This is a genomic window from Ramlibacter sp. (genome assembly GCF_028291745.1).
Lineage (GTDB): Bacteria > Pseudomonadota > Gammaproteobacteria > Burkholderiales > Burkholderiaceae_C > Ramlibacter.
The window spans coordinates 1-11,361 of sequence record NZ_JAQGNQ010000097.1; the positions used below are offsets into that span (position 1 = coordinate 1).

At 68.2% G+C, this 11,361-nt stretch carries 11 protein-coding genes and 1 pseudogene; 6 read left to right on the forward strand and 6 right to left on the reverse strand.

The features are described 5' to 3' along the window. Both JWP60_RS17990 and JWP60_RS17995 read left to right on the forward strand, forming a co-directional pair. Window positions 1–651: circularly permuted type 2 ATP-grasp protein (locus JWP60_RS17990; RefSeq protein ID WP_299794504.1), on the forward strand; the 651-nt coding region annotated here is incomplete at its 5' end. Window positions 652–694: 43 nt separating this feature from the next. After that, window positions 695–1,648, forward strand: coding sequence for an alpha-E domain-containing protein (locus JWP60_RS17995; protein WP_299794507.1), 954 nt, complete (start codon window positions 695–697; stop codon window positions 1,646–1,648). Window positions 1,649–1,797: 149 nt separating this feature from the next. Here JWP60_RS17995 and JWP60_RS18000 read toward each other — a convergent pair whose 3' ends face one another. From JWP60_RS18000 to JWP60_RS18025, 6 genes are all read right to left on the reverse strand, one after another. Next, the gene (locus JWP60_RS18000) at window positions 1,798–2,157 is read right to left on the reverse strand and encodes an STAS/SEC14 domain-containing protein (RefSeq protein ID WP_299794510.1); all 360 of its coding nucleotides are present in this window, start codon (window positions 2,155–2,157) and stop codon (window positions 1,798–1,800) included. Window positions 2,158–2,291: 134 nt separating this feature from the next. Continuing rightward, entirely contained in the window at window positions 2,292–2,918 is a 627-nt protein-coding gene (locus JWP60_RS18005; protein WP_299794513.1) for an N-methyl-D-aspartate receptor NMDAR2C subunit, read from the reverse strand. Then, window positions 2,915–4,009, reverse strand: a complete 1,095-nt coding sequence (gene mltB, locus JWP60_RS18010; protein ID WP_299794516.1) for a lytic murein transglycosylase B — start codon at window positions 4,007–4,009, stop codon at window positions 2,915–2,917. Before mltB ends, JWP60_RS18005 begins: the two co-directional genes overlap by 4 nt. Beyond that, entirely contained in the window at window positions 4,009–6,018 is a 2,010-nt protein-coding gene (locus JWP60_RS18015) for a DUF3488 and transglutaminase-like domain-containing protein (protein ID WP_299794519.1), read from the reverse strand. The genes mltB and JWP60_RS18015 overlap by 1 nt, the downstream gene beginning before the upstream one ends. After that, window positions 6,012–6,974 (reverse strand): DUF58 domain-containing protein, encoded by a 963-nt coding sequence (locus JWP60_RS18020; protein WP_299794536.1) that lies wholly within the window; start codon window positions 6,972–6,974, stop codon window positions 6,012–6,014. Before JWP60_RS18020 ends, JWP60_RS18015 begins: the two co-directional genes overlap by 7 nt. A 133-nt stretch (window positions 6,975–7,107) precedes the next feature. Next, a complete protein-coding gene (locus tag JWP60_RS18025) occupies window positions 7,108–8,028 on the reverse strand; it encodes a MoxR family ATPase (RefSeq protein ID WP_299794524.1) in 921 nt (306 codons plus the stop codon). Window positions 8,029–8,074: 46 nt separating this feature from the next. On the opposite strand from JWP60_RS18025, the gene JWP60_RS18030 reads away from it, so the two are divergent. The 4 genes and pseudogenes from JWP60_RS18030 to JWP60_RS18045 all read left to right on the forward strand — a co-directional run. Further along, window positions 8,075–9,028 carry a histone deacetylase family protein gene (locus JWP60_RS18030; RefSeq protein WP_299794527.1) on the forward strand — a complete coding sequence of 318 codons (954 nt, stop codon included), beginning with the start codon at window positions 8,075–8,077 and terminating at the stop codon, window positions 9,026–9,028. Window positions 9,029–9,051: 23 nt separating this feature from the next. Then, entirely contained in the window at window positions 9,052–9,834 is a 783-nt protein-coding gene (locus tag JWP60_RS18035; protein WP_299794530.1) for an enoyl-CoA hydratase, read from the forward strand. Next, window positions 9,831–11,129: a mechanosensitive ion channel domain-containing protein gene (locus JWP60_RS18040; RefSeq protein ID WP_299794533.1), complete on the forward strand. Its 1,299-nt coding sequence runs from the start codon at window positions 9,831–9,833 to the stop codon at window positions 11,127–11,129. The genes JWP60_RS18035 and JWP60_RS18040 overlap by 4 nt, the downstream gene beginning before the upstream one ends. A gap of 108 nt (window positions 11,130–11,237) precedes the next feature. After that, window positions 11,238–11,361, forward strand: a pseudogene (locus tag JWP60_RS18045) (electron transfer flavoprotein subunit beta/FixA family protein); the annotation flags it as partial.

Sequence of the window (11,361 nt, forward strand, 5' to 3'; positions counted from 1 at the left end):
GTCTACATGCGCACCACGCGCGGGCCCAAGCGGGTCGACGTGATCTACCGGCGGGTCGACGACGACTACCTCGACCCGCTCGCCTTCCGCAACAACTCGAGCCTCGGCACCGCCGGCCTGCTGAACGTCTATCGCGCAGGCAACGTGGCCCTGTGCAATGCCATCGGCACGGGCGTGGCCGACGACAAGTCGATCTATCCCTTCGTGCCGAAGATGATCGAGTTCTACCTGGGCGAGAAGCCGATCCTCTCGAACGTGCCAACCTTCCAGTGCCGCGATCCCGAGGACCTGAAATACGTGCTGGCCAACCTCAAGGAACTGGTCGTGAAGGAGGTGCACGGCGCCGGCGGCTACGGCATGCTGGTGGGGCCGGCGGCGAGCCGGGACGAGATCGAGCAGTTCCGCCAGCAGCTGGTCGCCAAGCCCGAGGGCTACATCGCGCAGCCGACGCTGGCGCTATCGAGCTGTCCGACCTTCGTCGAGAAGGGCATCGCGCCGCGCCACATCGACCTGCGGCCCTTCGTGCTCTCGGGCAAGGAGGTGCAGATGGTGCCGGGCGGGCTGACGCGCGTGGCGCTCAAGGAAGGCTCGCTGGTGGTCAACTCCTCGCAAGGCGGGGGGACCAAGGACACGTGGATTCTCGAGGTATGAATTCCTCATTCCTCATTCGCCACCCGTCATGCGGAGCAACGCAATGCTGAGCCGCACCGCCGACCACCTTTACTGGATGTCGCGCTACACCGAACGCGCCGAGAACACGGCGCGGATGCTGGACGTGAATTACCAGACCTCGCTGCTGCCGCAATCGGCGGCGGTGTCCAAGGTCGGATGGCAGGGCATGCTGTCGATCAGCGAGCTGATGCCGGCCTACCAGGCCAAGCACGGCGAGGTCGATCCGCAGCGGGTGATGCAGTTCATGGTGCGCGACGAGAGCAATCCCTCGTCCATCGTGTCCTGCCTGCGCGCGGCGCGCGAGAACGCGCGGGCCGTGCGCGGCTCGCTCACCACCGAGGCCTGGGAGACGCAGAACCAGACCTGGCTGGAGATCAACCGCATGCTGCGCACCGGCGACTTCGAGCGCGACCCGGGGCAGTTCTTCGAATGGGTCAAGTTCCGCTCGCACCTGTCGCGCGGGGTCACGGTCGGCACGATGCTGATGGACGAGGCGCTGCACTTCATGCGCCTGGGCACCTTCCTCGAACGGGCCGACAACACGGCGCGGCTGGTCGACGTCAAGTTCCACGCGGTGCAGAGCGACTTCTTCGGCGCCGCCAGCGAGAAGGACCAGGAGTACGACTTCTACCACTGGAGTTCGATCCTGCGCAGCGTCTCGGGCTTCGAGATCTACCGCAAGGTCTATCGCGACGTGATCAAGCCCGAACGCGTGGCGGACCTCCTGATCCTGCGCGCCGACATGCCGCGCTCGCTGCATGCCAGCCTGAACGAGGTGGTGCAGAACCTGGTCTATGTCGCCAACGACCAGTCGGCCGAGACGCAGCGGCGCGCCGGCAAGCTGCGCGCGGAACTGCAGTACGGTCACATCGAGGAGATCCTGGCCAACGGCCTGCACGGCTTCCTCACGCAGTTCCTGGACCGCGTCAACGACCTCGGTGCGCGCATCAGCCGGGACTTCCTGGTTCCGGCGTGACACCGAATACGGACTGCCGGACGCAGAAGACGCAAAATCTCGCAGAGGACGCAAAAAAAACCATTCAGTTTGATTGGATTCTTTTCTGCGTGTTCTGCGAGATTCTGCGTGTTCTGCGTCCGGCAGTCCGCTTTCGACGGCCTGACCCGCTACGCCTCCCGCAACCACGCCACCGCCGCCTCTTCATCCCCGAACACGCTCACGTTGGCGCCCATGCGGCGGGCCGTTTTCTGGCTGACGCGCGTGATGCGCTCCGGGGGCACCAAGGAGGCGATCTTCTCCATGTGGGAGAGGCTGGCGGCGGCTTCTTCGCCGATGCGGAACTGCTCGTAGCGGCTGAAGACCGTGTCGACGCGGCGCAGGTCCACCAGCACGCGGTCGTCGTTCCAGGTCTCGCTTTCGACGCCGAGCAAGTGGATCATGGCCAGCAGTTCACCGATCTCGGGTTCCCCCGAAACGGTGACCCTGACATAGGCGGGTCCGCGCTCGATCACGACGTCGAAGTTCATGGCAAGACGAATTTGCCAGAGCACGCAGGGAACACCATGCGGCGAATATCACGGCCGCGTGGCTAACGCGTCGCTGTTACCGACGTAACTTCCGCAGCGTGACCTGCACCACGAATCCTGCCGTGAGAGTGGGATCACGCTTGCAAGCCGGCGAGCGCTTGTCCGATGTTGGCACGGGCGCGCGCCTCGAGGGCCTCGCGATAAGGTGCGGTGAGATAGATCGAGGGCCGCGCGAGAAAGCCTTGCAGCACGCGGGCGCGGCCGGCGCGGAAGCTCGCCTCGTCGATGTGCGCGTACTCGGCGCGGATCTGCCGCTCGTATTCGGCGAAGCGTGCGCCGGCCGCGCCGAGGATGCTGAGGTCGATATCGAGCAGGAGTTGCGTATCCAGGTCCCCTGCGTCGTCGCGGTGGGCTTGCGTCGCCAGCACGAGCCCGTGCAGACGGTCGGCGACGGCTTCCTCGCAGCCGGCGGCCAGCACGCTCTCGCGTGCCCATTGCGCGCTGCGCGCCTCGTTGTCCTCGCGCCGCGGGTCGTACACCGCGTCGTGGAACCACAGCGCGAGTTCCACTTCCGCGGGACGGCGGGCAAGCGAGGCGGCAGCATCGAAATGCGCCAGGCATTCGCGCAGGTGCTGCAGCGTGTGATAGTGGCGATGCTGCTCGCTGTACGCGGCGACCAGCTGGTTCATGAGGCCGCCGTTGACCACACGGGCGCCCAGCTCGTTCCACAGGCGCTGCCAGGACTGCAGGGTCAGCATCATGGATTGCGCGCCGAGGTGGCCAGCGCTGCCTTCACCGAGTGTCCCAGTTCGATCACCGCCATCGCGTAGTAGCTGGATTGGTTGTAGCGCGTGATCACGTAGAAGTTTTCCGTGCCGGCCACGAAGGTCGGCCCGTCGGCTCCATTCTGGAGTTCGATCAGCGCCAGCGGTCCCTTGTGCTCCAGGGCCGCGCCTTCGAGTACCGCGCCCTTGTCCTGGAAGTGCGCCACGCTGAAGGTCGGCAGGATATCGGGCGCCAGCAGCGCGCCGAGGTCCAGCTTCCTGGGATCGAAGCGCACCGGGTACTGCGTGGGCATGCCGGAGATCCAGCCATAGCCCTTGAAGTAGTTGGCCACGGAGCCGATCGCGTCCGCCGGGCTGTTGGCCAGGTCGACCTTGCCATCGCCATCGTAGTCGCGGCCCCAGTGCACCAGGCTGCTGGGCATGAACTGTGGCATGCCCCAGGCGCCGGCGTAGCTGCCCCGCGGCGCGAGCGGGTCGCTGTGCGCGGCCTGGTGGAAGGCAAGGAACTGTTCGAGCTCGCCGCGGAAGTACTCCGTGCGCTCGGCCGCGCGCGGGTGGCTGGCGGGAAAGTCGAACGAGAGCGTGGCCAGCGCATCCAGGACGCGGAAGTCGCCCATCTGCCGGCCATAGATCGTTTCCACGCCGATGATGCCGACGATGATCTCGGCCGGCACGCCGAACTCCTGCTCGGCGCGCATCAGGGTCGCGCGGTTGTCCTGCCAGAAACGCACGCCGGCGTCGATGCGCGTCTCGTCGATGAAGCGGCTGCGGTACACCGCCCAGTTCTTGGGCTGGCGGGTGGGCGCGGGCTGCATCAGCCGACTGACCACGGCGAGGTTGTGCGCCTGGCCGAGCGTCGCGCGCACCCAGGCGGGATCGAGCTGGCGGCGGGCCGCGAGCGCATCGGCGAACTGCATCGCGTCCTCGCGCTCGGCGTAGGCGGGGCCGCTGCGCTGCGAGGATGGTGCGGGTTGTTCCGCCAGGGCGCGCGCGCTGGCCTTGCCGGCGGCGCAGGCGCCAAGGGGCAGGGTCACGGCCACTGCCAGGACGAGAGAGAGCAATCGCATCAATGGGGCCAGGGAATCTTGTGGAATTCGCGCCGCAGCGCGGCCAGGCTTGCGCCGGGGGAGGAGGCGTAGCGCTGGGCCTCGAGCTTCAGCAGCCACTGCGCCAATCCTCGCGCATCCTCGCCGAATTTTCGCGTGACAAGATTTGCGATTTCGCGCGGCGGTGTGGCCGCACCCGTGTCCACACCCGCACGGCGCAGTCGCTGGCGCGCCCGGCTCAGCAGCCGCAGCCAGGGATCGTGCTGCAGGCGGTCCCACCAGCTCCACGCCGCCCCGGCCAAAGCGACCGCCACGACCACCCCGATCAGCAGGCGCGCCAGGTCCTCCCAGGTGGGCGCGTCGAAGCCCAGGTGGTGCAGCAGGTTGAGCTGGCGGCTTTGCGTGTAGTTCAGCACCCACTGGTTCCAGCTGTTGTTCATCGCCTCCCAGCTGGCGCGCAGCAGCGCCGACAGGTTGGGGTTCACCGTTTCCATCGCGGCCTCGAGCACGCCGCGCGGGGCGGTCAGGCGCTCGAACGAGCCGGTGCGGTTGGGTGCAACCACGGAGGTCGGGTCGATGCGCACCCAGCCGCGGCCCTCGAGCCAGACTTCGGTCCATGCATGGGCGTCGCTTTGCCGCACGATCCAGTAGCCATCCAGCGTATTGGGCTGGCCGCCCTGGTAGCCGGTGACCAGGCGCGCCGGCACGCCCGCCGCCCGCATCAGCACGACGAAGGCGGACGCGATGTGCTCGCAAAAGCCTTCCTTGCGATCGAACCAGAACTCGTCGGCCGTGTGCTGGCCATAGACCCCGGGCGCCAGCGTGTACGTGTAGCCGCCGGTGCGCAGCAGGTGCAGCGCGGACTGCACCAGCGCCATCGAGTCGCCGACGGGGTTCTCGCGCACCAGGCGGGCGGCCAGTTCGATGGTGCGCGGATTGAACCCCGGCGGCAGCTGCCGGTACTCGGGCAGCACCAGGCCGCGGCGTTGCGGCCCCTGGCGGAAGTTGACGTGGCTGGCCGCGCGATAGCGCAGCAGGTCGACCACGGGCCGTGAAGTCACCCATTGCAGCTCGCTCGTCATGGCCACGTCCACGCCGGGCGCGCTGGGGGCGGTGGTGGTCGCGTCGAGCGCCAGCAGCCACGGGCGGTTGTTCGGTTCCAGCGTCAGCTCGTAGCGGATCTCGGGGCCGAGAGGCACCAGCTGCGGGTTGCCCAGTTGCGGCGGCGGGAAGCGCTGCGCCAGGCGCGGCAGCAGGGGACGCCAGGCACGGCCATCGAACTCGCTGAACACGGGGCCGCGGAAGTACAGGTCGCGCTGGGGCGGACGCGCGTCCAGGAAGCGCACGCGGAACGCGATGCTTTCGTCGAGTGCCAGGCTGGCCATCGCTCCGACTTCCATCTGCGCCGAGAGGCCGCTGCGGCCGCTCATCGCGTCGGCCGGAATGCCCCACAAGGGCGCCAGCCGCGGGAACAGCAGGAACAGCACCGCCATCACCGGCGCGCCCAGCAGGGCCATCCAGCCGGCCGTGCGCGCCGCCTCGCGCAGCGGCGGCCGGCCCACCGGCATGTGGGCATTGACCAATGCCGTCAGCAGGCCGAGCAGCGCGATCAGCATGGCGGCGGCCACGGTCAGCGATTGCGAGAAGAAGAAGTTGGTGAGCATCGTGAAGAAGCCCAGGAAGAAGATGACGAAGGCATCGCGCTTCGCCCGCAGTTCCAGCGTCTTCAGCGCCAGCAACGCCACGGTGAGGGTCACGCCGGCGTCGCGTCCGAGCAGCGTGCGGTGGCTGGCCCAGGTGCCCAGCATCGTCCCCAGCAGCAGAAAGATCAGCCAGGCGCGACCGGGCAGCGGCCGGCCCGAGATCGCGAGGCTGCCACGCCAGACCAGCACGCCGGCGGCCAGCAGCGTGCACCACCAGGGCAGGTCGGGCACGTGCGGCACCACGACCCAGCCGATCACCACCAGCAGGAACAGGGTGTCGCGCGCTTCGCGCGGCAGGCCCGAGAGGTGGGCGGAGAGTTTCAGCACAGCGCCAGCGCCTCCAGGCAGCGCCGCTTGTGAGCCTCACCGCTGCCCGGCGCGACGGTGGTGCCGGCGAAGCGCAGGCCGTAGTCCTGCCCCAGGCGATCCGCCTGCAGCACCCACGCGGCCAGCCGCGAGATGCGCGCCTCGCGATCGAGCAGGCCGCAATGCTCGCCATCCAGCCAGAGCTCCTGCCGCTGCGCCTGCATGGTGTCGCGGCTCACCAGCTCGGAGGAGCGGGCGGCCTTCTTCCACACCACCAGCTTCATGGGGTCGCCACGGCGATAGGCCCGCACGCCCTCGAACTCGCCCGTGTTCTGCGCGCGGGTCACGGCTGCGCCCCCTGCGCGCGGCTCGCCCGGCGGCAAGGGCGGCGGATGCAATTCCGGCTGCGGGTAGACCAGCACCTGCGCGGCGGGCCGCCACACGGTCCACACCCGGAAGGTGCCGAGCGGAAACCGGGTCTCGGCCGTCAGCGGCGGCACGCGGTGCAGCCCGCGCTTCTCGGGCCGGAAGGCCACCTGCACGGTGCAAGTGCCCTGGCCCGGCACGTCCGTCCAGGTCCAGTGGTCTTCGTGCGTGGCGTCCACCACGGCCAGGCCGATGGCGTGGCGCACCGCGGTGCGCGTGTTGCCCAGGACGATGGACAGCGGCGCGCTCGCGCCCGCGAACTGCGGCGGCGGCTGCATCAGCGCCAGCGTCAGGCCGCGCAGCGTGGCATGGCACACATGCATGCCGACGGCCGCGCTGCCTGCCAGCATGAAGGTCAGCAGGTAACCCAGATTGAGCTGGTAGTTGATCGATGCGACGAGCAGCACGAGCAGGGTGGCCGCCAGCATGAAGCCGGGGCGCGTGGGCAGGATGTAGACGTTGCGCTGGGTGAGCGTGAGCGTGTCCGAGAGCGGCAGGCGCGACTGCCACCACTGGCGGAAGCGACTGCGCACGAAGGCGAGCGGGTGCATGGCGAAGGACCAATGACGAATGACCTCGCTGGCTGGCAGCGGGGATGACGAAGGACTCCGCTGCTGCGCACCGGGCATGGCCTTGTCATTCGTCATCGAAGCCATCGGCGCAGTCATTCGTCATCCGTCATTCTCAAGGAAGCGCGACCGCCTCCACCATCGCCCGCACCTGCTCCACCGGCCCGCGACCCGCGTCGCCCACGGGCACCAGGCGGTGCGCGACGGTCTGCGGGAAGATCGCCTGCACGTCGTCGGGGGCCACGTAGTCGCGGCCGGACAGCAGCGCCTGCGCCTTGGCCGCGCGGATCACCGCGATGCCGGCGCGTGGCGACAGTCCCTGCAGGAACCAGCGGCCCGAGCGCGTGGCGGCCACCAGGTCCTGCACGTAATCGAGCAGCGGATCGGCCGCGTGCACGTCCATCACCTGTTGCTGCAGCGCCTGCAGCTCGATCGGCGAGAGCGTGTTGCCCAGGTGCTCGACCATCGCACGGCGGTCGGCCCCGGAGAACAGCGCGCGCTCGGCCGCGCGGTCCGGATAGCCCAGCGAGATCCGCATGAGGAAGCGATCCAGCTGCGACTCCGGCAATGCGAAGGTGCCCAGCTGGTCGTGCGGGTTCTGCGTGGCGATCACGAAGAAGGGCGAGGGCAGGGCGCGGGTTTCGCCCTCCACCGTCACCTGCTTTTCCTCCATCGCCTCGAGCAGCGCGCTTTGCGTCTTGGGGCTGGCGCGGTTGATCTCGTCGGCCAGCAGCACCTGCGCGAAGATCGGACCCGGGTGGAAGATGAAGCTCTCGCGCCCGCGGTCGTACACCGAGACGCCGGAGAGGTCGCTCGGCATCAGGTCCGCCGTGAACTGCACCCGCGAGAAGTGCAGCCCGAAGGCGCGCGCCAGCGCATGGGCCAGGGTGGTCTTGCCGACGCCCGGGACGTCCTCGATCAACAGATGTCCCCCTGCCAGCAGACAGGCCACGCAGTCCCTGACCTGCGCAGGCTTCCCGACGATCACCGTGTTAAGCTGGTCAAGGAGCGTTTTGAGTTTTTGTCGTGCTTGCATACAAGCTGCGACCTTATCGCAATTTCCAGGACCTCCGAGGCGAGCAATGCACAAGACCGGCTATTTCACTCACCCGGACTGCAAGCGGCACGACATGGGACGTGGCCACCCCGAATGCCCGCAGCGCCTGGACGCCATCGACGACCGCATGCTGGCCTCCGGCCTGCTCGACGCGGTCGACCGCCGCGAGGCGCCCCTGGCCAGCACGGAGCTGCTGGAACTCGCGCACGACCGCATGCATGTCGCCTCCGTGCTCGGCCTGGCCGAGGAATTGCGCCAGCAGGAGGACGCCGGCGGCAGCGAGCTGCTGCACATCGATCCCGACACCGCCATGAACCGCTACACCTGGAACGCAGTGTTGCGTGCAGCCGGGGCGGCCATCGCGGCGACGGATGCGGTGATGGCCGGCGAGCTGGCCAATGCCTTCTGCGCCACGCGCCCGCCCGGCCACCACGCCACCCGCCAGCGCGCGATGGGCTTTTGCGTGTTCAACAACGTCGCGATCGCGGCGCGCTATGCGCTCGAGCGCCATGGCCTGAAACGCGTCGCGGTGGTCGACTTCGACGTGCACCACGGCAACGGCACCGAGGACATCCTGGCGGGCGACGAGCGCGTGCTGATGGTGGGCCTGTTCCAGCATCCCTTCTATCCCTACAGCGGCTTTGGCGAACACGCGGACAACATGGTGAACCTGCCGATTCCGGCGTTCACCCGCGGCCCGGCGATCCGTGAGCAGATCGAGAAGCACTGGATGCCGCGCCTGGACGAATTCAAGCCCGAGATGATCTTCGTCAGCGCCGGCTTCGATGCCCACCGCGACGACGACCTGGGCCAGCTCGGGCTGGTCGAGGCCGACTACACCTGGATCACGCAGCAGATCAAGGCGGTCGCCGACAAGTACGCGCAGGGCCGCATCGTGTCGTGCCTGGAGGGTGGCTACAACCTGGGCGCACTGGCGCGCAGCGTGGAGGCGCACGTACGGGCGCTGGCCGACGTCTGAAGTCGCGGCAGAGGAGGGGGAACATGGACGAACAGGTCCTGATCGAAACACGCGATGCGCGCGGCGTGGTCACGCTGACCATGAACCGGCCGGCGAGCTTCAATGCGCTGAGCGAGGAGATGATCGCCGCCTTGCACTCGGCGCTGGATCGCCTGCACGATGACGAATCCGTGCGCGTGCTGATCCTCGCTGCGGCCGGCAAGGCCTTCTGCGCCGGGCACCACCTGAAGGAAATGATCGCGCGGCCCGAGCTGGCGTATTACCAGCAGCTGTTCGCGCGGTGCAGCCGCATGATGCTGGCGATCCAGCAGCTGCCGGTGCCGGTGATCGCGCGCGTGCACGGCATCGCCACTGCGGCGGGCTGCCAACTGGTGGCGCAGTGCGACCTCGCGGTGGCGTCCACCGAGGCGCGCTTCGCGGTCAGCGGCGTCAACTACGGCCTCTTCTGCGCCACGCCCAGCGTGCCCTTGCTGCGCAACGTGCCGGCCAAGCAGGCCATGGAGATGCTGGTCACCGGCGGCTTCATCTCCGCGGCCGAGGCGCAGTCACGCGGCCTCGTCAATCACGCCGTCGCGCCCGAGCAGGTCGACACCGACATCGAGCAACTGGTGCAAAGCATCCTCGCCAAGCCACGCGTCGCCCTGGCCATGGGCAAGGAACTGTTCTATCGCCAGCGCGAAATGGGCATCGAAGCGGCCTATCAACTGGCGACCCAGACGATGGCGACCAACATGATGGACGCCTGCGCCCTGGAAGGCGTCACCGCGTTCAGCGAGAAGCGCAAGCCCACCTGGGCGGGTTCTTGAGCGATCTCGATCAGCTGCTCGGTGAGCTGAGCCACCGGGGCATTGGTTGGGAAGGGGCCACGCTGCTGGCGTGCCTGGCCGCGGCCTATGGCATCTGCTGGCTCACGGGCCGGCGGCAACCGACCGACTCGGTGCTGTTCGGCCGCGGACTCATCGACGGCGTGCTTTTTCCCCTGATCGCCCTGGCGCTCACGTACAGCGCGCGGGTCGCGCTGGGTGGCCTGCAGCAGGTGCCCTTGCTGCGGCTGGCTGTGCCGGTGCTGCTGTCGCTCGCCGGCATCCGGCTGCTGGCGCGCGTGTTCCCGCTGGTGTTCCCGGGTTCGGGCTGGGCGCGCGTGATCGAACGCGTGTTCTCTTGGATGGCGTGGATCGCCGCGGTGCTGTGGATCCTGGGCCTGCTGCCGCCGGTGATGGCGGAGATGGAGAACATCCGGTTCACCTTCGGCAAGTCCAGGATCAGCCTGCTGGCCATCGTGCAGGGCGTGCTGTCTTCGGGGCTGGTGATGGTGCTGGCCCTGTGGCTCTCGGCGGCGCTGGAGCGCAAGGTGCTGCGCGACACGGTGGCCGACCTGTCGCTGCGCATGGTGGCCGCCAACGCGATCCGCGCGGCGCTGCTGGCCATCGGCTTCCTGTTCGCCCTGTCGGCGGCAGGGGTGGACCTCACCGCGCTGTCCGTGCTGGGCGGCGCGCTCGGCGTCGGCCTGGGCCTCGGCCTGCAGAAGCTGGCGGCCAACTACGTCAGCGGCTTCGTGATCCTGGCGGAGCGCAGCCTGCGCATCGGCGACACCGTCAAGGTGGACGGCTTCGAGGGCGTGGTCGCGGACATCAAGACCCGCTACACGCTGATCCGCGCCGGCGACGGCCGCGCCTCGGTCGTGCCCAACGAGAAGCTGATCTCGGAGCGGGTAGAGAACCTGTCCATCGGCGATCCGCGCCTGGTGCTGTTCACCGATGTCACCGTGGGCTACGAAAGCGACACCGACCAGGTGCAGGAGTTGCTCGTGGACGCGGCCCTGCGCACCTATCGCGTGCTGGCCAACCCGGCGCCCTCGGCGCGGCTGGTGAAGTTCGGCGCCGACGGGCTCGAATTCAAGCTGCTGTTCTGGATCGACGATCCGCAGAACGGCCAGATCAACGTGAAGTCCGACGTGAACCTGCGCGTGCTCAAGGCCCTGCGGGAAGCGAGCGTCGACATCCCGTATCCGCAGCGGGTGGTGCGCTTCGTCGACCTGCAGGGCAATGCGCTGCCGAGCGTGCCGCCGAATCCGTCGCCTTCGTCGCGCAGCCCTCTATAATCAAAAACGAACGGTCGTTCTTTTTTGTCGGGGCTCCCTGGCTCCTAGACTTAGAATTCCGGCCTGCGTCAACGTCAATTCCCCAAGAGAACCCTAGGAGTGCCGAGCATGAAGGTCCTGGTCCCGGTGAAACGGGTGGTGGACTACAACGTGAAGGTCCGCGTCAAGTCGGACAACACGGGTGTGGACATCGCGAACGTGAAAATGTCGATGAACCCCTTCGACGAGATCG

Coding starts and splice junctions, on each gene's coding strand:
- JWP60_RS18035 (WP_299794530.1), top strand. CDS start 9,052: ATGGACGAACAGGTCCTGATCGAAACACGCGATGCGCGCGGCGTGGTC.
- JWP60_RS18025 (WP_299794524.1), bottom strand. CDS start 8,028: ATGCAAGCACGACAAAAACTCAAAACGCTCCTTGACCAGCTTAACACG.
- JWP60_RS18030 (WP_299794527.1), top strand. CDS start 8,075: ATGCACAAGACCGGCTATTTCACTCACCCGGACTGCAAGCGGCACGAC.
- mltB (WP_299794516.1), bottom strand. CDS start 4,009: ATGCGATTGCTCTCTCTCGTCCTGGCAGTGGCCGTGACCCTGCCCCTT.
- JWP60_RS18000 (WP_299794510.1), bottom strand. CDS start 2,157: ATGAACTTCGACGTCGTGATCGAGCGCGGACCCGCCTATGTCAGGGTC.
- JWP60_RS17995 (WP_299794507.1), top strand. CDS start 695: ATGCTGAGCCGCACCGCCGACCACCTTTACTGGATGTCGCGCTACACC.
- JWP60_RS18005 (WP_299794513.1), bottom strand. CDS start 2,918: ATGATGCTGACCCTGCAGTCCTGGCAGCGCCTGTGGAACGAGCTGGGC.
- JWP60_RS18020 (WP_299794536.1), bottom strand. CDS start 6,974: ATGCACCCGCTCGCCTTCGTGCGCAGTCGCTTCCGCCAGTGGTGGCAG.